Below are 19,685 nucleotides of genomic sequence, written 5' to 3'. Positions count from 1 at the left end.
TCTGCTAATCTTGCGCGAACAGAATCGCTAAAACACAGCGCTTCATAATAAAAAAATCAGGAGAACGGGGATGAATTTTCCATTAATTGCGAACATTGCGGTGTTCGTCATTCTGCTGTTTGTACTGGCGCAGGCCCGTCATAAACAGTGGAGTCTGGCTAAAAAAGTGCTTGTCGGCCTTGTGATGGGCGTGGTCTTTGGTCTGGCCCTGCACACCATTTATGGCGCTGACAGTCAGGTGTTAAAAGACTCCATTCAGTGGTTCAATATTGTCGGCAACGGTTATGTGCAATTGCTACAAATGATTGTGATGCCGCTGGTATTCGCCTCTATTTTAAGCGCCGTGGCACGACTGCATAACGCCTCTCAATTGGGGAAAATCAGTTTTCTGACTATCGGCACGCTGCTGTTTACTACCCTTATCGCAGCGCTGGTGGGCGTGCTGGTCACCAATCTGTTCGGACTGACGGCGGAAGGTCTGGTTCAGGGCGGCGCGGAAACCGCGCGTCTGAATGCCATTGAGACGAGCTATGTCGGCAAAGTGGCCGATCTCAGCGTGCCGCAACTGGTGCTGTCTTTTGTACCGAAAAATCCATTTGCGGATCTGACTGGCGCAAATCCTACGTCTATTATCAGCGTGGTGATTTTCGCCGCATTCCTGGGTGTGGCCGCGCTTAAACTGCTGAAAGATGATGCGCCAAAAGGCGAGCGTGTGCTTGTTGCTATCGATACCCTGCAAAGCTGGGTGATGAAGCTGGTGCGTCTGGTGATGCAACTTACGCCTTATGGCGTACTGGCGCTGATGACGAAAGTGGTTGCTGGCTCCAATCTGCAGGACATCATTAAGCTTGGAAGCTTCGTGGTAGCGTCATATCTTGGTCTGGCGATAATGTTTGTGGTTCACGGCATACTATTGGGCGTGAACGGGATTAGCCCGCTGAAATATTTCCGCAAGGTGTGGCCGGTGCTGACATTTGCCTTTACCAGCCGCTCCAGCGCCGCCTCCATTCCACTTAATGTGGAAGCGCAAACCCGCCGCCTGGGCGTGCCGGAGTCCATCGCCAGCTTTGCTGCCTCTTTTGGCGCGACCATCGGCCAAAACGGTTGTGCCGGTCTTTATCCTGCGATGTTGGCGGTAATGGTTGCGCCGACGGTCGGCATCAACCCCTTAGACCCCGTATGGATAGCCACGCTGGTGGGTATCGTTACCGTAAGTTCGGCGGGTGTTGCCGGCGTTGGCGGCGGCGCGACCTTCGCCGCGCTGATTGTGCTGCCTGCCATGGGCTTACCGGTCACGCTGGTCGCGCTGTTAATCTCCGTCGAACCGTTGATTGATATGGGCCGTACCGCACTGAACGTGAGTGGCTCAATGACCGCGGGTACGCTGACCAGCCAGTGGCTGAAGCAGACCGATAAAACCATTCTCGATAGCGAAGAAGACGCTGAACTGGCGCATCGATAATACATTATCGGGAGTTCACATCGTCTGAGACACGACGATCGGCAACTCAAAATGTCTGTCACTAAAAACGCCGGTCTCCAGTACCGGCGTTTTGTTTTTTTCTTAGTCAGCGATTTCGTTTTCCTGGCGAACCTGATTCGCCCAACGCTGCGCCGATTCTGGCACGCTAAAGGCGGGCGACCGTTGAAATGACTCCCCCGTCAGAACAAAGGCAACATATTTACCGCGCAGTATCCAGACGTCGCGAAACGTATCCATTTTTATCGCATGTTCCGGCGGCGCGGGTTCAACACGCGGAATATAGCTAATAATCTGGCGATTTTGCTGGCGAAGAGGTTTCATCATTAATGCTTCACTAAAAGAGGCTAAGAGCCTATCCCATTAGGGCTATTTTACTTGCCATTTTGGTCCTGGGCAGTGCTCAAAATCCTCACGTACTACGTGTACGCTCCGGTTTTTGCGCGCTGTCCGTGTCCAAACTGGCTGCGCCAATAACGCCTACTGGGATAGGCTCTAAGGCTAAAAATCAGAAAAACACTATTTTAGCCGATCTTCGCCCCCGACGTCCTGTTCCGCGCGTGCGATTTCCCCGTTGTACCCTGTCTGCCGTTCCGCTCTCCCCCGGCATAATTGCTGAAATGTTCTATAGTTAGAGTGATTTTGACTACTACCACGCCCATTTCAGTGATGAAAGCAGGAGACGAGTTCAATGTCGCATAATGAGAAATCCCCCCATCAGTCCCCCGTGCATGATACCCGTGAATCACAGCCCGGTCTGGACTCCCTGGCGCCGTCAGACGGTTCACATCGCCCCACGCCAGAACCGACGCCGCCGGGCGCACAACCAACGGCCCCCGGCAGCTTAAAAGCGCCCGAGACCGCGAATGATAAGCTCACCGCCCTCGACGCCTTTCGTAAAGGCAGCGAAAATTATGCGCTGACCACCAATCAGGGCGTGCGCATCGCCGACGATCAAAATTCTCTTCGCGCCGGCAGCCGTGGCCCTACGCTGTTGGAAGATTTTATCCTGCGCGAGAAAATTACCCACTTTGACCATGAGCGTATCCCGGAGAGGATCGTTCACGCCCGCGGATCTGCAGCGCACGGCTATTTTCAGCCATATAAAGACCTGAGCGACATCACGAAAGCCGCGTTTCTGTGCGATCCACAGAAAATTACCCCGGTCTTTGTTCGCTTTTCGACAGTACAGGGCGGCGCGGGGTCTGCTGATACCGTACGTGATATCCGCGGTTTTGCGACCAAATTTTATACCGAAGAGGGAATTTTCGATCTCGTCGGTAATAACACGCCGATCTTTTTTATCCAGGATGCGCATAAGTTTCCGGATTTTGTGCACGCCGTTAAGCCCGAACCACATTGGGCTATTCCGCAAGGACAGAGCGCGCACGACACCTTCTGGGACTATGTATCCTTACAGCCTGAGACGCTGCACAACGTCATGTGGGCAATGTCGGATCGCGGTATTCCACGGAGTTATCGGACGATGGAAGGGTTCGGCATTCACACCTTCCGTCTGATCAATGCACAAGGGAAAGCGACCTTTGTCCGTTTCCACTGGAAACCGTTGGCAGGTAAAGCCTCGCTGGTATGGGATGAGTCACAAAAACTGACCGGTCGCGATCCGGATTTTCACCGCCGGGATCTGTGGGAGGCCATCGAAGCGGGCGATTTCCCGGAATACGAGCTGGGCCTACAACTCATTGCCGAAGAGGATGAATTTAAATTCGATTTTGATCTGCTCGATCCGACCAAACTGATTCCGGAAGAGTTGGTGCCAGTACAACGCGTCGGCAAAATGGTGTTAAACCGTAATCCGGATAACTTTTTCGCTGAAAACGAACAGGCGGCATTTCATCCTGGACATATTGTTCCCGGCATTGATTTTACCAACGATCCGCTGTTACAGGGGCGTCTGTTCTCTTATACCGACACGCAAATCAGTCGTCTGGGCGGGCCAAACTTCCACGAAATTCCGATTAACCGCCCTACCTGCCCCTACCATAACTTCCAGCGTGACGGTATGCACCGGATGGATATCGACACCAATCCGGCGAACTATGAACCGAACTCCATTAATGACAACTGGCCGCGCGAAACGCCGCCATCGCCAAAACGCGGCGGCTTCGAATCATACCAGGAACGCGTGGATGGCAATAAAATCCGCGAACGCAGCCCTTCTTTCGGTGAATATTACGCGCACCCTCGCCTGTTCTGGCTCAGTCAGACGCCGATAGAGCAGCAGCATATTATTGACGCGTTCAGCTTTGAACTGGGTAAAGTCGCCCGCGCGTATATTCGGGAGCGGGTGGTCGATCAGTTAGCGCATATTGATGTCACGCTGGCTCAGGGCGTCGCGCATAATCTCGGTTTTGCACTCACCCATGAACAAACGCAAATTGCCCCGCCTCCTGATGTCAACGGTCTGAAAAAAGATCCGGCGCTCAGCCTGTATGCGGTGCCGGACGGCGATGTTAAAGGCCGCGTGGTCGCTATCCTGCTGAACGACAAGGTTAACGCCGCCGAACTGTTGACCATTTTGCAGGCTTTAAAAGCCAAAGGCGTCCACGCAAAACTGCTCTATTCACGGATGGGTGAAGTAACGGCTGATGACGGTTCAACATTAACGATTGCGGCAACCTTTGCCGGCGCGCCGTCGCTAACGGTCGATGCGGTAATAGTACCGTGCGGCAATATTGCCGATATCGAGAGTTGCGGCGATGCCCGTTACTACCTTCTGGAAGCCTACAAACATCTGAAGCCCATCGCACTGGCAGGCGACGCCCGACGGTTTAAGGCGCTTTTAAACATTGATAGCCTGGGGGAAGAAGGACTTGTTGAGGCAGATAACGTTGACCACCACTTTATGGACACTCTGCTGACGCTGATGGCGGCACACCGTGTCTGGTCGCGTGCGGGGAAAATTAACGCGATTCCTGCATAAACGGCAAAAAATGCGGCGCATTCTTGCGCCGCAAACTCAGGAGCTAAATATCAAGAAAACTGCCAGGACGATATCCACGTTCCGCAATCGCTGCCTTGAGTGACGCAGACGTCAACACATCCAGTTCAGTTAAGCGGGGGTAACAATAGGCGCTCTGGCGAATAATGTTGTCCACAAACGCCGGATGACACATCACCTCCAGAGAGGCCTCTCCTCGATGCGCCGAGGCATCCAGAATGCGTAAAAAGCACGCTTCGGTGATCTCCTCGCCGTAAAATTCACTACTAAATCCTTGAGTGCTGCGCAAATCCGACGGCAGATCGTCTGCATTCAACACCGTCTGGCGGTCAATACGTAACGCAATCCCGCGCTGCGCCGCAAAGCGGGCGACGATGGGGAAAATTTGCGGGAGCATATGCACATGATGGTGGCTGTCGAGATGCGTTGGCTCGCGGCCAAATACGTCGATGAAACGCTGATACTGACACGCCAGTTCATGCGCAATTTCATCCAGCGGAAGCGTATCCTCCTCCGCCATTTGCCAGATCCATTTCCCCAACAGGCCGTCTCGCGTCAAGCCCGGCATCTCTGACACCGGTTTGCCTAACGTCAAAACAAAATGCATTCCCACCCCAAGCGCAGGCAGCTCGCGGCTAAGCTGCGCCGCATGGTCAATAGCCTCGCCATTGACCAGCGCCGTCGTGGAGGTCACAACGCCGTTGCGATATGCTTCAACAATGCCGTAATTTTGCCCTTTACTCAGGCCAAAATCATCGGCATTCACAATCAACACGCGTTCCATAGCCTACCTCTGTCAGTGGTGCTTACCTTTAAGCGCTTCGATGCAAGCGGCAAAATTAGGCAGCCATTTTTCATGCGCCAGAATGAGCTCACGCGCCAGGACTTCTGCGTCTCGGTCGGAATGCACCAGCGGACTCAGGTTAAGCGCCAGCAGCACATCATTAAAGTTTCCGCTCAGCGCCGCATTGCTGGCCGCGACCTCAAATCCTTTAATAGTGTGGATAAGCCCCAGCACTTTTTCGTCAAAACGGGTGATACGCGGGTGCGGCGTCGCGCCATTGCGTCCCAGAATGCAGGTCATTTCCACCGCCCAGTCCGCCGGGATATTCTCGACATGCCCATGATGTGGAATATTAACGTAATGCTCAGTCTGCTTGTCATTATAAATAGCGTTAATGACTTCACAAGCGGCATCGGAATAATAAGCGCCGCCGCGTTGCTCAAGCTCTTTCGGCTTCACGTTTAGCTCAGGATTTTTGTACAAGTCGAAGAGTTGTTTCTCCACTTTCTGTACGACCTGAGCGCGCGCGCCGCCTTTGTAATATTCGCCCATTTCAATCGCCAACATCTCTTTTTGCTTGAAGTAATACAACAAATAAGAGCACGGCAGCATGTTCAGCGAGCGAATCAATCCTTCACTAAACGGCAGATCAAAGATATTTTTTACGGTTGACGCTTTCAACTGACCGGACGCCACGCCATCCAGTAATTCTGCGAACCGTGAGGTGCCATTCACCAGCACATCTTTAATAAAGACCATATGGTTTAGACCAAACAGGTCAATGGAAAGATCGTCATTCTCATTCAGCGCCAGCACGTCATGAATAAACATTTTCATGCCGACAGGAATATTACATACGCCGATGAATTTTTTAAAGTTGGTATGGCGATAAACCGCTTCCGTCACCATCCCCGCCGGATTAGTAAAGTTAATGACCCACGCATTCGGACATAATTCCTCAACATCCTTAATGATGTCAAAAATAACCGGAATGGTGCGCAACCCTTTAAATAAACCGCCAGCGCCGTTGGTTTCTTGCCCCAGATAGCCGTGGCTAAGCGGGATACGCTCGTCCAGTTCACGGGCTTTGAGTTGACCAACGCGTAGCTGGGTAGTAACAAAATTAGCGTCTTTCAGCGCTTCCCGACGATCCAGCGTTTTATACAATTTTAGCGGAACGCCTGCTTTATCAATCATTCGCTGGCAGAGATCATAAATAATGTCCAGCTTCTCTTTCCCGTCTTCAACGTCAACCAGCCATAATTCAGTGACAGGTAATTCATGGTAGCGTTTAATAAAGCCTTCAAGTAATTCAGGGGTGTAGCTGCTCCCGCCACCAATAGTGACGACTTTTAATTTCTGGCTCATAATATCTCCCTTCAGTGTATGACACTGATATGTATTACGCTATGCCCGCTCGTAAGAAATAGCGTGACATTCCCCGCGCTATTGGGGCAAGCGTGAAATGTAATTAATCGAGCAATGCAAACCGTTACTCATTAATTTCCGTCAATCGCTTCCGATAACTATTCGGCGTGAATGAGGTCATCTTCTTAAACGTTTTAATAAACAGACTTGGACTGCTATACCCGGCTTCATAAGCAATATCCGTAACCGAATAGTTGGTCATTTCCAACTGTTTCTTGGCAAAATTAATGCGAATCTCATTAATGATTTGCATCGGCGTTTTGCTGTAATAACGTCGGGTGGCGCGCGTTAGATACTCCTGGGATTTTGCCGACAGGCGCACCATATTTTCCAGCGCATGTTCGCCAAACTGCGATTTATCGTGCATTATCTCCACGGTGGCTTTCAGCCATTGTGGGATATCATCATAAACCTGCTCTTCGCGGTAATGACGTAAGCGGTTTATAATATAAAATGTCACCACTTCAATAAATTCGTCGAGCCCATTACCGCGAAAGTTCAACGACGCAATCACCGTTTCAATATAGGTAAGGAAGGTGCTATTCGCCCTGTATACCTGCGATGCCACAAAACAAAACGGCAGTAACGGAAGATAATGCTGTTCAAAAAAACGTTTACTAATTCCTACGTTCAGAATACGCGTTGCGCCAAACTCATAGAAACTTTGGTGATTCGACCCCACCGGGATAAAAACAAAATCTCCACGTTCCAGCAGCACACGCTTCCCGTTAATCTCCTGGTAATAACGTCCGGTTAATACCAGGGTAAATTCATAATAGTCGTGCTGATGCAGCCCGGTGACGCTTTCCGTCTTGTTATAGATAAACACATGGAAATTTTTGCCATTGAAGAGCTGCTGCTCATAAACCGTTTTGATTTCCGTTGCGTTAACCTGTAGCTGCATCATCCGCCCCCTGTTATTTCAGTTTCTCATGGAGCTCAATCAACTCAGCGATCAGTTCACGAGCCAGCATTGATGTCATCAAATGATCCTGAGCGTGAACCAGGACCAGACTGACTTTCATTTTGCCTTCGCCCTGATCGCCTTCGATGAGTTTTGTCTGCACAAGATGCGCTTCATTGAGCGCCATGCGCGACTGGTCCATCATCGCTTTCGCCGCTTCAAAATCGCCTTCTTTCGCTTTTCTGAGCGCGCCATATGCCAGGCTGCGCGCCTGACCAGAATTGATGATAAGCCCCATAACGACTTCTTCGAGTTCCTCAGCCGCTGTCTGGTTATCTACAACATTTTCAAGATCAAACATAGTCTTTCCTCTGATTCAGCCCGGCATGGCATCCCATGCCGACGCGGAGTTTAGAATTTCAGTGCGTTAGCGATATCTTCTTCGCTTTCTTCCTGCTCGATGGCGTTCTGCGCTTTGTTAGCCACCACCACGAAGGGGAGATAAATCAGGGTAGCGACCGCCAGGTTAAATAGCGCAACCAGTAATGCGGCGACGCTGCCGTTGGTGTTAAAGAACGCCCCCAGCCCGGTTGGCATGGTCCACGGCGCAATATTGGTAATCGGCGGAATAATACCCAAATAGTAAGCCACCAGCGTAATCGCCGCCAGAATCGGCTGTACCAGAATAAAGGGGATAAACATCACCGGGTTCATAATAATCGGCAGGCCAAACAGGATGGGTTCGTTAATCTGGAAGATACCTGACGGCAGCGCCAGTTTTGCCACCTGGCGATAGTCCGCGCGACGGGATGCCAGGAAGATAGCGATGATCAGACCCAGCGTTGCGCCGCTACCACCGAGGAAGATATAAGAATCCAGCATCGGTTTCGCCCAGATATGGAACGTTTTACCGGCTTCCAGTGCCGCATCGACGGAGCCATACTGCTGGTAAATAGAGATGTTTTCCAGCGCCCAGGGCGTCATGATGCCGCTGTCCAGCGCGGTCAGCGCCAGCGAACCATGAATACCAAAGAACCACAGCAGCGGTACAAAAATGACATATGCCCACCCTACCACGCTACCCAGCGATGCCAGCGGCGTAGAGATAGTGTCCATAATAATCTGATGGAAGTTAGAACCGTAATTAGACAGCGCCCAGGCAATAATCCCCATAATAGAGAGAATAATAAAGCCGGGAATTAATGCTGAGAATGAACGAGACACCGAAGCCGGTACGCTGTCCGGTAGTTTAATCACCCAGTTGCGCCGGACAATAAATGTAAACATCTCCGCGACCACCAGGCCAATAATAATACCGGAGATAATATTTGCACCACCCAGCCAGTTAGCGCCTACGGCATAGGCCTCGCCGACACTATACGGCGTTACGGTCATAAATGCCGCCACGGAAAGCAATCCGGCGGCCAGCGCATCAACCTTGCGCTCTTCCGCCAGCGCCATGCCGATAAAAAATGGCGCCATGAGCGACATAATGCCCAATGTGCCGTTATAGACGTTCCCGCCGATGCCTTTCAATCCATTAAGTGTTTCAATGGTTGAGGCATCAAGCCGAATGCCCATGGAATAAAAAAACGACCCCTCCCCAAAGCTCAGGAAAACGTTATTAATTAATACAAACATCGCCCCCGCAAGGGTTAATGGCATTAAACGAATAAAGCCGTTCTTGATTGCATTAACGTGTGGCTGCTTTCCTATTTTTACAGCAAAAGGAAGGAGTACCTTTTCAAGTGAAGCAATAACGTTACTCATAGAAAAATACCCTTAAATACCGCAATAAAATATTGCGGTTAGTGTATGAAATAACTCTTTGACGGGAAAAATTAAAAAATAATTAATTCGCGGCGGCTTTTTTAATTGCCGCTACCGCAGCTTTAAGCACGCCTAAGCCATCTACCTTGCCGTACAACATTGAATCAATGACTTCTACCGGTTTACCGGGTAATAAACGCTGAATTTCGGGGAGCATATAAGCAATTTGCGGGCCTAATAACACGACGTCCGCTGCCGGGCCTTTTTCACCGGCCAGGGTTTCAGGGAATGCTTCAATAATCACCGGCACTTCATATTTTTCAGCCTGAGCGCGCATTTTTGATACCAGTAACGATGTTGACATGCCCGCAGAACAAAACAGATAAATGTGTTTCTTTTCCATAAAAACCTTCCTCATGTGCGATTATCTGTCAACCAGATACGCCGCAAGCCTCAACCTGCATCCATACTCTGGGCGACTTGCGTAACCGGATTTACTTTTTTAGGTGGCTGAAATGAGTATACGGGATCGGACCGCCGGATGGTATTTCCTTGACCCACTAAATTGTCTCTCATTGACCTGGCGTTATGACCCCCTTCACATTTCGGGCAAATAATTCGCGATAATAAATAAGGTTATGGCAGGCACAAAAAAACCGGCTCGCAGGCCGGTTTCCTTGAATGTTCAGGCAATGTACAGTTGTTACTGCTTCGGCGCCTGTGGGTCAGTGTCGTACTCCGCACAGGTCTGGTAGCCGGAGTTAATCACGTGCCCGGTATCATCCAGCGCAACAAAGTAGGTCTCCGCTTTACCATCACGTTGACCCAGGATGTAGGTCTGACAGGTACCACGCGCATGAATCATGCTCACTTCAGATGACGGTTTGCCCGCAATCTGCGCAACTTGCGCCCTGCTCATTCCTTTTTTAACATCTTTAACGACAGGCTCAACAAATTGGTCTTTTGTACGATCATACGCCGTACAGCCTGCCAGCATAGTCATTACCGCCGCTGCGCTTAAAATTCCTGCTACGTTCTTGTTCATTTTCCGTCCTCTTGTTTATCAGCGTGTTATGTAAGCCTGGAATACATCAGAACATTTTTCAAGCCGCGCCTCGCCACAAAAAGTCTTTCGGAAAATTCTCTAACGCAGCGATATGTTGTTTTAAACACCGCTTAGCCCGCCAAACCTTGTCGTTTCAGCGGCGAAGGGTTAGCTTTAACAGGGTAAAGATTCATTTTTTTAATGTCGAAGGGGGTTAAATGACTCTGCAGCAAGAGATAATCCAGGCGCTTGGCGCGAAACCGCATATCAACCCTGAAGAAGAAATTCGCCGCAGCGTGGATTTTCTTAAAGCGTACCTGAAAACCTATCCCTTTTTGAAATCGCTGGTGTTAGGCATCAGCGGCGGGCAGGATTCGACGCTGGCCGGGAAACTCAGCCAGATGGCTATCGCCGAATTGCGGGAAGAGACTGGTGATAATGCGCTGCAGTTTATCGCCGTTCGTCTGCCTTATGGCGTGCAGGCCGATGAACAGGATTGCCAGGACGCCATTGCTTTTATTCAGCCGGACAGAGTACTCACCGTCAATATTAAAGGCGCCGTCCTCGCCAGCGAACAGGCGCTGCGCGAAGCGGGAATTGAGCTGAGCGATTTTGTTCGCGGCAATGAAAAAGCGCGTGAGCGAATGAAGGCGCAATATAGCATCGCCGGTATGACTCACGGCGTCGTGGTGGGCACCGACCATGCGGCGGAAGCGATAACCGGGTTCTTCACCAAATATGGCGATGGCGGTACCGATATTAACCCGCTTCATCGCCTTAACAAACGCCAGGGCAAACAGCTTCTCGCAGCGCTGGGCTGTCCTGAGCATCTGTATAAAAAAGTCCCCACCGCCGATTTGGAAGACGACCGCCCTTCACTGCCTGATGAAGCCGCGCTGGGCGTAACGTATGACAATATTGACGATTACCTGGAAGGCAAAACGCTGGACTCCGCCATCGCTAAAACTATCGAAGGCTGGTATGTAAAAACTGAACATAAGCGCCGTTTGCCGATTACGGTATTCGACGACTTTTGGAAAAAGTAAGCGTACTTCTACTGTTGTGCCGGATATCGCTCGTCTATCCGGCCTCCTCTCTTCCCAGCCTCTTTTTTAATCACCCATCCGCTGTTATACTGGATGAATAACCAGTTAACGGAGATCACTGTGGTACGGCGTCAATCAGCCCCCCGCCTTGAGTTTGAAGCAGCGGCCATTTACGAATATCCAGAACATTTACGTCCTTTCCTCAGCGAAGCGCCAGCCTTACCGGGCGTCTATATATTTCATAGCGAAAGCGAGACGCTGCCGCTTTATATCGGTAAAAGCGTAAATATTCGCAGCCGGGTGCTCTCACATCTGCGAACGCCTGACGAGGCCGCTATGCTGCGACAGGCGCGGCGGATAAGCTGGATCTGCACCGCTGGGGAAATGGGCGCGTTGCTGCTGGAGGCGCGGCTGATCAAAGAACAACAGCCGCTGTTTAACAAGCGGTTACGGCGTAATCGACAGCTTTGCTCTCTACAGTTGAGCGAACAAAAGATTGAGGTCGTTTCCGCCCGCAGCGTCGATTTTTCCCATGAGCCGAACCTGTTTGGGCTCTTCGCCAACCGTCGGGCAGCGCTGCAAAGCTTACAGAACCTCGCCGATGAACAAAAATTGTGTTATGGCCTGCTGGGGCTTGAACCGGTAAGCCGTGGGCGCGCCTGTTTTCGTTTCGCGCTGAAGCGCTGCGCTGGCGCGTGTTGTGGGCAAGAAACCCCGCAGGCGCATTTTCTTCGTCTGCAGGCCTCACTGGAACGGTTACGTGTGGTTTGCTGGCCCTGGAAAGGCGCCATCGCGTTAAAAGAGAGCCGCCCACAAATGACCCAGTTTCACATTATCAACAACTGGTTATGGCTGGGGGCGGTACCCTCGCTGGATGAGGCCGCCACCCTGGTGCGCACACCTGCGGGCTTTGATCAGGATGGCTATAAAATTCTCTGTAAGCCACTAATGTCAGGTCAATATGAGATCATTGAACTGCACACCGATTGTCGCCAGTCATAAAGAAAACCGCCGATCCTGTCCACCTCAACGATTGTGTTGTCGACAAGACCGGCGGTCTTAAATTATGCGGAAAGTTATTCTGCCGCAGCAGGCATTTTACCTTCTTGCGCCGGGCGTTCTGTCAGACGCTTCTCAAAATTAGCGTTATATTGCTTTTTCTGCTCCGGCGTCAGAACGTTATAAATTTTATTCTGGGTTTCCATATGCGCCAGCATATTGGCCTTGCGCTGTGCTTCCATTTTCGTAATTTGCGCTTCGGCTTTGGCTTTATCGAAGGTATCGCTGGCGATAATATCATGCATGGCGCGACGCTCTTCCAGCGGCGGACGTTTCATTTGCTCGCGCTGCGCTTTCATAATGTCGCGAATTTGTTGCTTCTGCGCGTCCGTCAGGTTCAGGTTTTTAAACATCATATCGTGATGTGGGCCAAATTTACCTTTATGCTGCATCATTGGCTTCGCATCCGCTGGCGCGGCGGTGGTAGTCTCAGCGGCATGAGCCAGATTCGCAGCACCCATCGCCAGGGTAGAGGCAACAAATAGAGCAGTCAGTTTACGCATATTTCCATCCTTCCTTTCAGTTATTTTTACGGCATATTTAAAACAGCGCCGTGTTGTCGTGATTAACTTTAACCGTCTTAGCGTCAATTAGTCATAACAACGGTAAAACAATGAAAGTATAAAAAACACTTTTTCGCCAATTGTGAAGAAAAAAAGAATAAATTGCGCAGAGTTGAAAGAGAAATATACAACAGCATGATATAGCAGAAATTATGCAGAACTATAACGCAGCAACGCTTATTAATAAAGCAATTCTCCAGGAATAATCCGTAATAGCATGAAACTGTATCCCAAATCATCCCTGTAACCCTAACGTGAGCTTACAGGGACATTTATCAGGGCAGTCTTTCCAGCATTAATCCAGCCCGCAATCCGCAGGCGACAGAGGGATTAGGAAAGAGAACATATTCAACGTCATGCGTCACCGTCACGCGCTTATCCCCCTCCTCGGCCAGCAACGTTCCCTTCGCAAAGGCAGTAAAATTCAGCGTTTGCGCATCCATATAAAGCGCGAACTTGTCGCTGTGACGCGTGATTTGCGACACCACCCGATAGCGTAGCGGCGGCGAAAACGAGGTTGACGTTTCGACACCGCTCAGCAACGCCGACAACGCCTGCGAGGTTACGCTGAACTGCGTCAGATCGTTTTGCCCAAACGGCAACGCCTTTCCCAACTCCAGCGTACAGGAAAGCGCGCCGAAATGTTCAGAGCTAAAGTGCGTAAACGTACCGCCGGGCGCCTGATGAAATACCAACGCCTCCAGTCCTGCCGCGCCCAGCCACGCCAGAAAATCTGTCTCCCACGGGCGGTCGCGCTGCGGCAAAACGCCAAAACGCAAATGATGCGAGCCACGAATGGCGGTATGCAGATCCAGATGCCAGCGTACCCGCGCCTGGCCAGATGAAAAGAAGGTCTCCAGACTTAGCTCCAGCTCACGCGCCCGCCGCGTTTCATCGCTTTCGGCAAAGGACTGCCAACGCCCGCCAAACATACGGTTCATATCGCTGTGACCATAGCGTATTCCCGCCGTCAGCGCCTGCGGATTGCCGAGTACCACCAGCACTCGCCACGTTAACGTCAAGCTGCCTGAGAACAGCGCCGACAGCAGCCTATCCAGCATCTCTACCGGCGCGGTTTCATTACCGTGTATCCCCGCAGAAAGAATTAACGCGCGGTCGACCGGCGCATCGGGCGTGAGTTCAAGCAGACCATGGCCTAACCAGCGCCAGCGAAAACCAGCGCCCTTCCCCTGCGTCACCCGTGGTGTCGTGCCGCTTAGCGTCAACGCCAGAAAGTTATCCATCAGCCGCCCCCGTTTGCTGGAAAGGATAAACCGACCCCAAATCCAGCAGACGCGTTAACACATCCAGCGCCTCCCGGCCTTCTCGCAATAATAACGGATCGGCCAGATCGGCAGCGGTCAGGCGATCGCGATAATAACGATCCGCCCACGCGTTAAGGGCCGTAAACAGAGCGTCATTCATCATTACCGCTGGATTCACCGCCCGTCGTTCTTCTTCTGTTAACACCACGCGTAATCGCAGACAGGCCGGGCCGCCGCCGTTGGCCATACTTTCTCGCAAATCAAACACCTGCATCGCGCTGATGGGGTTATCCTCCGCCACCAGCTTATTCAGATAGCGCCAGACGCCGACATGGTCCTGACATTCCCGCGGCAACACTAACACCATTGAGCCGTCGTTACGGCTTAACAACTGACTATTAAACAGGTAGGTGGCCACAGCATCTGATACAGAAACCTCTCCGGCGGGCACCTCTATCGCCATAAAACCGTCAACGCGCGTACGCAACTGATTAATGAGCACTTTCTGCCGGGCAAATGCCGCTTCGTGACAAAACAATACCTGTCGATTCGAAACGGCGATGACATCATTATGGAATACGCCTTGATCGATGACCTCCGGGTTTTGCTGAGCGAAGATAACCTGTTGCGGATTCACCTGATTAAGACGCGCCACGGCCTCGCTGGCTTCGCGGCTCTGGCGCGCCGGATAACGAGCGGGTCGTATTTCATTCTCCTCTTCGCGCCCATAGACAAAAAGCTGCACGCCTGCCGAACCATACTCGCCGCCAAGACGGTTATGATTCGCCGCGCCTTCATCTCCCAATAATGCGACCTGCGGTAACGCGCTATGCACTGAAAACTGACTTTCATCGCGAAATATGGCGCGTAGCAGCGCTTCGGTAACAGGCGCCTCAAGAGCGCGATGAAATTTATTGTTTAAATTCGCCACCGTCAGGTGAACTTTTCCGTCCAGCGCGTCTGCCGATGGGCAAACCGTCGCCGCATTCGCAACCCACATTGGCGACGCGGAACTCACGCTGGAAAGCCAGCGTGGCGCCTGACGCGCAACCTTATCCAGAATCTGCTCATCGCTACCCGTGAAGCCGAGCTGACGCAACGCCGGAATAAAAGGCCGCTCATGCGGCGGGATCACCGCCTGGGGAAAGCCGGCATCCGCCAGAGCTTTCATCTTTAGCAGCCCCTGCTTTACCGCCAGACGAGGATTCGACACCTGAAAACGGTGGCGGGTCGATGCCTCATTGCCGAAGGATAGCCCGGCATAATGGTGCGTAAGCCCCACCAGCCCGTCAAAATTAACTTCATGCGCCGTCATACCGCCTCCCTGCGAGAAAAGTCGAGGCCAGGGCTTAATGTCGCAGGCAACGTCAGTTCGGGAGATTCCAGACTGGCCATCGGCCAGGCGCAATAATCGGCGGCATACCAGGCGCTGGGCCGATGGTTGCCAGACGCGCCGATACCACCAAACGGCGCAGTACTCGCTGCCCCGGTGAGCGGTTTATTCCAGTTAACGATCCCTGCCCGCGCCTCCAGCAAGAGCTGTTCGAACTGCGCGCGATCCGTCGACACCAGCCCACACGACAGACCAAAACGGGTATTATTCGCCAGACGAATCGCCTCATCGAAATGCGCATAACGCCAGACGTTCAGCAGCGGACCAAACACCTCTTCATCCGGCACATCCGTGACGCCCGTCAGCTCAATGATGCCAGGCGTCAGCAGAGAGGTTCCCTCTTTGACCTTCCGCGGCGCCAGTAGCGTGCGACCGCCTAATGCCTCTCGTTGACGCCAGGCCTCCATCACATGCTGTGCCGCCTGCGCTGAAATCAGTCCGCCGATAAACGGCTGCGGATCGTCGTCCCATCTGCCGGGCTGCAGACGTCCGGCGACGTCAACCAGCCGCGCCAGAAATGCATCTCCCTGCGCACCCTGTTTTACCAGAAGGCGTCGCGCGCAGGTACAGCGCTGTCCGGCGGTAATAAACGCCGATTGCAGCGTCAGATGTACCGCCGCATCTATATTTGCCGCATCCTCAATAATGAGCGGGTTGTTTCCGCCCATTTCAAGGGCCAGGATTTTTTCCGGCTGGCCGGATAGCTGGCGATGAAGCTGATATCCGGTACTGGCGCTGCCGGTAAACAGCAGTCCGTCGAGATCGTCGAGCGAACTCAGCGCTTGTCCGGTCTCCCGGCCGCCCTGCACCAGATTAAGAACGCCTGCCGGTAGCCCGGCCCGTTCCCAGAGTTTTATTACCGTTTCCCCGGTCCATGGCGTTAGCTCGCTAGGTTTGAAGATCAGCGTATTGCCTGCCAGCAACGCGGGCACAATATGGCCATTCGGTAAATGGCCGGGAAAGTTATAAGGGCCGAATACCGCCAGCACACCGTGAGGACGATGGCGCAACGTCGCGGCGCAATCGACAAGTTCGCTTTTTTGTTCGCCGGTTCTGGCATGGTAAGCCTTAATCGAGATGGCAATCTTATTGATCATCGCCGTCACTTCCGTTGCCGCCTCCCAGCGCGGTTTACCGGTTTCACGCGCGATGACCTCCGTGAGCTCGGCTTTATGCGCCTCCAGCAGGGCGGCAAATTTCTCTACGATAGCCTGTCGTGCCGCAAAAGGCTGTCTGGCCCAACGAGGAAACGCCGCGCGCGCCGCCTGACAGGCCTCGGCGACCTGTGCCGCATTAGCGTCATTCCCCTGCCAAAGTATCTCCGCGCTCACCGGGTTCGTTTTGCGGCGGCGTTCGCCCTGACCGGTTATCCAGTCGCCGTTTATCCATAGCGTCATACGGTTTTCTCCTCAGCGCAAAGGCGTACCAGCCGAACGTGGTCGCCCGCGCGACATTTCAGCGCATCCAACTGCGCGGCGGTAAGTACAAGTCGTGAAGTCTGCGGATCGGCACGCACCAGCGCGGCCCGAAAGTGGTGATAGTTTTCATTGGCGACCAGACATGCCGGATAGTCGCCAGGCGCGGGTTGCCCTTCCGCGACTTCCACCAGTCGGCTTTTACGAATGGCTCGCACGCGGTCAATATCACACTCCAGCGTCGGCCCGCCGTCGAAGATGTCGATATAGTGGCGATAGCGAAAGCCTTCCTTTTCCAGCACCGCGCGGGCTGGCGCCGTTTGCGGGTGGACTTCGCCAATCACGGCCTGTGCCTCTTCAGATAAGAAGTGGGTATAAATAGGATGTTTGGGCATCAGCTCGGCGATAAACGCTTTTTGCCCGGTACCGCATAAGAAATCCGCCCGGCTGAAATCCATAGAAAAAAAGCGTTTGCCGAGACTTTGCCAGAAGGGAGAATAACCGTGCTCGTCAATGACGCCGCGCATTTCCGCCACCACTTTCTCATTGAATTTATCGCGAAACGCGGCCATAAACATAAAGCGCGATTTTGACAACAGGTAGCCGTTACCCTCTTTACGCCATTCGGGATCGAGAAACAGCGTGCAAAGCTCACTGCTGCCAGTGTGATCATTACTCAGGAATAATGTTGGCAACGCGTTATATACATTCAGCTCTTTGGAGGCATGAACCAGCGTACCGACACGATAGTTATACCAGGGGTCGTTAAGACCGACCGCGACCTCAATGGCGCAGATCCCGCCGACCTCACCCGTTTCACTGTCCTCGAGAACGAATACATACCCTTGTTCGCCTTTTGGCAGCTCACCGGACCAGGTTTTTAGCGCGCGTTCAATGCGGGCCGCCAGCGTCGCTTCATTTGCCGGTAGCGAGGTTAAGCCGCCGCCCGTTTTGCCTGCAAGCTGCATCAGCGCGGCGATATCCGCATGTTCGACAGGACGAATCACCCGCATGATGCGCCTCCCGTCTGAAGGCGTTCGCACGCCAGGGCAAAACGATCAAGCCCGGTGGCTATCTCCTCGTCGCTCACATTTAACGCTGGCGCAAAACGCACCACGTCGCCGCTGGCGATGAGCACCATCACACCTGCTTTTGCCGCTTCCTGAGCGATGAGTTTGGCTTTTCCGGCAAACTCCGTCTGTAGCACACAGCCAAGCAGTAGCCCCAGCCCGCGAATTTCACTGAACATGCCAAAACGCACATTAAGGGTATTTAGACGTTCAATAAACGCATCGTGGCGCTGTCTGACGCCGTTTTGCATCTCCGGCGTATTGATGATATCCAGTACTTTTCCGGCAACTGCCGTTGCCAGCGGATTACCGCCGTAGGTGGTGCCATGCGTGCCTGGCGTCATGACGCTGGCATAGTCTTGCGTGGTCAGCATCGCGCCGATCGGGAAGCCGCCGCCCAGCGCTTTAGCGGTCGTCAGGATATCGGGCGTAACGCCATAATGCATATATGCATACAGTTCGCCGGTACGTCCGACGCCCGTCTGCACCTCATCAAAAATCAGTAACGCCTGATGCCGGTCGCACAATTCACGCAGCCCCTGCAAAAAAGCTTTCGTGGCAGGGATCACGCCGCCCTCGCCCTGCACAGGCTCTACGATCACGGCGCAGGTATTGTCATCAATTAGCGCGCTGGCGGAGTTCAGATCGTTATAGGCTGCATGACGAATATCCGGCGGCAGCGGCGCAAAGTCCTGTGAATAGGTGGGTTGACCGCCAGCGCTGACGGTAAAGAGCGTGCGGCCATGGAACGCGTTTTTAAAGGCCACAATGCCGCTTTTATGATTGCCGACACGATCGTGGGCATATTTGCGCGCCAGTTTTAATGCTGCTTCATTTGCTTCAGCGCCTGAATTACAAAAGAAAACGCGTTCGGCGAAAGTCGCATCGATCAGTTTTTTCGCCAGTCGCAGCGCCGGTTCATTGGTGTAACCGTTCCCGGTATGCCAGAAGCGATTCGCCTGTTCATTTAACGCCTCGCGCAGCGCCGGATGCGCATGTCCCAAGGCGTTGACCGCGATCCCGCCAGCAAAATCAATATACTCTTTCCCCTGCTGATCCCACAGGCGTGAGCCTTCTCCGCGTACAGGAATAAAAGGCGCGGGAACATATACCGGCACCATCCATTCATCAAAGTTTTCGCGCGTAACTGACAGAGACATAGCGACCTCTTTTGGTAAAAATAAAGTTATTTATATGTTAATTAATATGAGTGTTTGCGCTGTAAATGTAGATTGCAGCATTCGTGCCAGCCAGCGTTAACATTGCATAAACAGAAGTGATAAACGGTAAATCAATGGGTTACAGCGTAGCGATATTCACTTTTACTGCATGAAAAGTGAATATTCCCGCATAATCGGTGGCTAAAAAGAGGAAAAAGCGAAATATTATTCAGTTGCCAAATATAATTCTGGAATTGTGATCTTATACGAAATTTACTGGAAATTACCGCCCCGTTCTGGCGCATCTGCACGCAAACTGTGCCATTTTCGCGCTATAGAAA

The 19,685-nt window shown here is 52.4% G+C and carries 18 protein-coding genes; 4 read left to right on the top strand and 14 right to left on the bottom strand.

The genetic code is table 11. From position 1 onward, the window contains the following. Positions 1 to 70: 70 nt before the first annotated feature. Complete coding sequence (tcyP, locus tag ACLD4F_RS01655) at positions 71 to 1,462, top strand: cystine/sulfocysteine:cation symporter (protein WP_001010662.1); 1,392 nt, start codon at positions 71 to 73, stop codon at positions 1,460 to 1,462. A gap of 102 nt (positions 1,463 to 1,564) precedes the next feature. On the opposite strand, the gene cedA is transcribed toward tcyP, so the two are convergent. Further along, entirely contained in the window at positions 1,565 to 1,807 is a 243-nt protein-coding gene (gene cedA / locus ACLD4F_RS01650; protein WP_000977510.1) for a cell division activator CedA, read from the bottom strand. Positions 1,808 to 2,171: 364 nt separating this feature from the next. Between cedA and katE the strand changes: the two genes are divergently transcribed. After that, positions 2,172 to 4,424 (top strand): catalase HPII, encoded by a 2,253-nt coding sequence (gene katE / locus ACLD4F_RS01645; RefSeq protein ID WP_079944260.1) that lies wholly within the window; start codon positions 2,172 to 2,174, stop codon positions 4,422 to 4,424. Positions 4,425 to 4,467: 43 nt separating this feature from the next. Here katE and chbG read toward each other — a convergent pair whose 3' ends face one another. From chbG to osmE, 7 genes are all read right to left on the bottom strand, one after another. Continuing rightward, the gene (gene chbG, locus ACLD4F_RS01640; protein ID WP_079944261.1) at positions 4,468 to 5,226 is read right to left on the bottom strand and encodes a chitin disaccharide deacetylase; all 759 of its coding nucleotides are present in this window, start codon (positions 5,224 to 5,226) and stop codon (positions 4,468 to 4,470) included. Positions 5,227 to 5,238: 12 nt separating this feature from the next. After that, positions 5,239 to 6,594 carry a 6-phospho-beta-glucosidase gene (locus tag ACLD4F_RS01635; RefSeq protein WP_000078772.1) on the bottom strand — a complete coding sequence of 452 codons (1,356 nt, stop codon included), beginning with the start codon at positions 6,592 to 6,594 and terminating at the stop codon, positions 5,239 to 5,241. 124 nt (positions 6,595 to 6,718) lie between these two features. Further along, positions 6,719 to 7,561 (bottom strand): transcriptional regulator ChbR, encoded by an 843-nt coding sequence (chbR, locus tag ACLD4F_RS01630; RefSeq protein ID WP_079944262.1) that lies wholly within the window; start codon positions 7,559 to 7,561, stop codon positions 6,719 to 6,721. 10 nt (positions 7,562 to 7,571) lie between these two features. Continuing rightward, on the bottom strand, positions 7,572 to 7,919 hold the full coding sequence (gene chbA, locus ACLD4F_RS01625; protein ID WP_079944263.1) for a PTS N,N'-diacetylchitobiose transporter subunit IIA: 348 nt from the start codon (positions 7,917 to 7,919) through the stop codon (positions 7,572 to 7,574). Between the two features lie 50 nt (positions 7,920 to 7,969). Further along, positions 7,970 to 9,328, bottom strand: coding sequence for a PTS N,N'-diacetylchitobiose transporter subunit IIC (gene chbC / locus ACLD4F_RS01620; RefSeq protein WP_000073063.1), 1,359 nt, complete (start codon positions 9,326 to 9,328; stop codon positions 7,970 to 7,972). An 82-nt stretch (positions 9,329 to 9,410) separates the two neighbouring features. Beyond that, entirely contained in the window at positions 9,411 to 9,731 is a 321-nt protein-coding gene (chbB, locus tag ACLD4F_RS01615) for a PTS N,N'-diacetylchitobiose transporter subunit IIB (RefSeq protein WP_000412161.1), read from the bottom strand. Between the two features lie 300 nt (positions 9,732 to 10,031). Continuing rightward, entirely contained in the window at positions 10,032 to 10,373 is a 342-nt protein-coding gene (gene osmE, locus ACLD4F_RS01610) for an osmotically-inducible lipoprotein OsmE (protein WP_001039301.1), read from the bottom strand. A 218-nt stretch (positions 10,374 to 10,591) separates the two neighbouring features. Here osmE and nadE point away from each other — a divergent pair, with 218 nt between their 5' ends. Next, the gene (nadE, locus tag ACLD4F_RS01605; RefSeq protein ID WP_000174982.1) at positions 10,592 to 11,419 is read left to right on the top strand and encodes an ammonia-dependent NAD(+) synthetase; all 828 of its coding nucleotides are present in this window, start codon (positions 10,592 to 10,594) and stop codon (positions 11,417 to 11,419) included. Between the two features lie 120 nt (positions 11,420 to 11,539). Next, a complete protein-coding gene (gene cho / locus ACLD4F_RS01600) occupies positions 11,540 to 12,421 on the top strand; it encodes an excinuclease Cho (protein WP_001805139.1) in 882 nt (293 codons plus the stop codon). Between the two features lie 74 nt (positions 12,422 to 12,495). Here cho and spy read toward each other — a convergent pair whose 3' ends face one another. From spy to ACLD4F_RS01570, 6 genes are all read right to left on the bottom strand, one after another. Continuing rightward, a complete protein-coding gene (gene spy / locus ACLD4F_RS01595) occupies positions 12,496 to 12,981 on the bottom strand; it encodes an ATP-independent periplasmic protein-refolding chaperone Spy (protein ID WP_001229001.1) in 486 nt (161 codons plus the stop codon). A gap of 335 nt (positions 12,982 to 13,316) precedes the next feature. Beyond that, positions 13,317 to 14,285, bottom strand: coding sequence for a succinylglutamate desuccinylase (gene astE / locus ACLD4F_RS01590; RefSeq protein ID WP_079944264.1), 969 nt, complete (start codon positions 14,283 to 14,285; stop codon positions 13,317 to 13,319). Further along, positions 14,278 to 15,621 carry an N-succinylarginine dihydrolase gene (gene astB, locus ACLD4F_RS01585; protein ID WP_079944265.1) on the bottom strand — a complete coding sequence of 448 codons (1,344 nt, stop codon included), beginning with the start codon at positions 15,619 to 15,621 and terminating at the stop codon, positions 14,278 to 14,280. Before astB ends, astE begins: the two co-directional genes overlap by 8 nt. Further along, on the bottom strand, positions 15,618 to 17,096 hold the full coding sequence (gene astD / locus ACLD4F_RS01580; protein ID WP_079944266.1) for a succinylglutamate-semialdehyde dehydrogenase: 1,479 nt from the start codon (positions 17,094 to 17,096) through the stop codon (positions 15,618 to 15,620). The genes astB and astD overlap by 4 nt, the downstream gene beginning before the upstream one ends. After that, on the bottom strand, positions 17,093 to 18,127 hold the full coding sequence (gene astA / locus ACLD4F_RS01575) for an arginine N-succinyltransferase (RefSeq protein WP_001263889.1): 1,035 nt from the start codon (positions 18,125 to 18,127) through the stop codon (positions 17,093 to 17,095). Before astA ends, astD begins: the two co-directional genes overlap by 4 nt. Continuing rightward, positions 18,118 to 19,344: an aspartate aminotransferase family protein gene (locus tag ACLD4F_RS01570; protein WP_079944267.1), complete on the bottom strand. Its 1,227-nt coding sequence runs from the start codon at positions 19,342 to 19,344 to the stop codon at positions 18,118 to 18,120. The genes astA and ACLD4F_RS01570 overlap by 10 nt, the downstream gene beginning before the upstream one ends. Between the last annotated feature and the right edge of the window lie 341 nt (positions 19,345 to 19,685).

Origin of the sequence: Salmonella sp. 741265050_HSA (assembly GCF_046569445.1) — a bacterium.
In the GTDB taxonomy this organism is placed as follows: domain Bacteria; phylum Pseudomonadota; class Gammaproteobacteria; order Enterobacterales; family Enterobacteriaceae; genus Salmonella; species Salmonella enterica.
This window is presented reverse-complemented; position numbering and strand designations above follow the sequence as displayed.

What these genes read in the sequence shown, in the direction of transcription:
- nadE (WP_000174982.1), top strand. Translation starts at nt 10,592, where the DNA reads ATGACTCTGCAGCAAGAGATAATCCAGGCGCTTGGCGCGAAACCGCAT.
- tcyP (WP_001010662.1), top strand. Translation starts at nt 71, where the DNA reads ATGAATTTTCCATTAATTGCGAACATTGCGGTGTTCGTCATTCTGCTG.
- astB (WP_079944265.1), bottom strand. Translation starts at nt 15,621, where the DNA reads ATGACGGCGCATGAAGTTAATTTTGACGGGCTGGTGGGGCTTACGCAC.
- osmE (WP_001039301.1), bottom strand. Translation starts at nt 10,373, where the DNA reads ATGAACAAGAACGTAGCAGGAATTTTAAGCGCAGCGGCGGTAATGACT.
- ACLD4F_RS01570 (WP_079944267.1), bottom strand. Translation starts at nt 19,344, where the DNA reads ATGTCTCTGTCAGTTACGCGCGAAAACTTTGATGAATGGATGGTGCCG.
- chbA (WP_079944263.1), bottom strand. Translation starts at nt 7,919, where the DNA reads ATGTTTGATCTTGAAAATGTTGTAGATAACCAGACAGCGGCTGAGGAA.
- astD (WP_079944266.1), bottom strand. Translation starts at nt 17,096, where the DNA reads ATGACGCTATGGATAAACGGCGACTGGATAACCGGTCAGGGCGAACGC.
- astA (WP_001263889.1), bottom strand. Translation starts at nt 18,127, where the DNA reads ATGCGGGTGATTCGTCCTGTCGAACATGCGGATATCGCCGCGCTGATG.
- ACLD4F_RS01635 (WP_000078772.1), bottom strand. Translation starts at nt 6,594, where the DNA reads ATGAGCCAGAAATTAAAAGTCGTCACTATTGGTGGCGGGAGCAGCTAC.
- chbG (WP_079944261.1), bottom strand. Translation starts at nt 5,226, where the DNA reads ATGGAACGCGTGTTGATTGTGAATGCCGATGATTTTGGCCTGAGTAAA.
- chbR (WP_079944262.1), bottom strand. Translation starts at nt 7,561, where the DNA reads ATGATGCAGCTACAGGTTAACGCAACGGAAATCAAAACGGTTTATGAG.
- cedA (WP_000977510.1), bottom strand. Translation starts at nt 1,807, where the DNA reads ATGATGAAACCTCTTCGCCAGCAAAATCGCCAGATTATTAGCTATATT.
- katE (WP_079944260.1), top strand. Translation starts at nt 2,172, where the DNA reads ATGTCGCATAATGAGAAATCCCCCCATCAGTCCCCCGTGCATGATACC.
- spy (WP_001229001.1), bottom strand. Translation starts at nt 12,981, where the DNA reads ATGCGTAAACTGACTGCTCTATTTGTTGCCTCTACCCTGGCGATGGGT.
- chbC (WP_000073063.1), bottom strand. Translation starts at nt 9,328, where the DNA reads ATGAGTAACGTTATTGCTTCACTTGAAAAGGTACTCCTTCCTTTTGCT.
- astE (WP_079944264.1), bottom strand. Translation starts at nt 14,285, where the DNA reads ATGGATAACTTTCTGGCGTTGACGCTAAGCGGCACGACACCACGGGTG.
- chbB (WP_000412161.1), bottom strand. Translation starts at nt 9,731, where the DNA reads ATGGAAAAGAAACACATTTATCTGTTTTGTTCTGCGGGCATGTCAACA.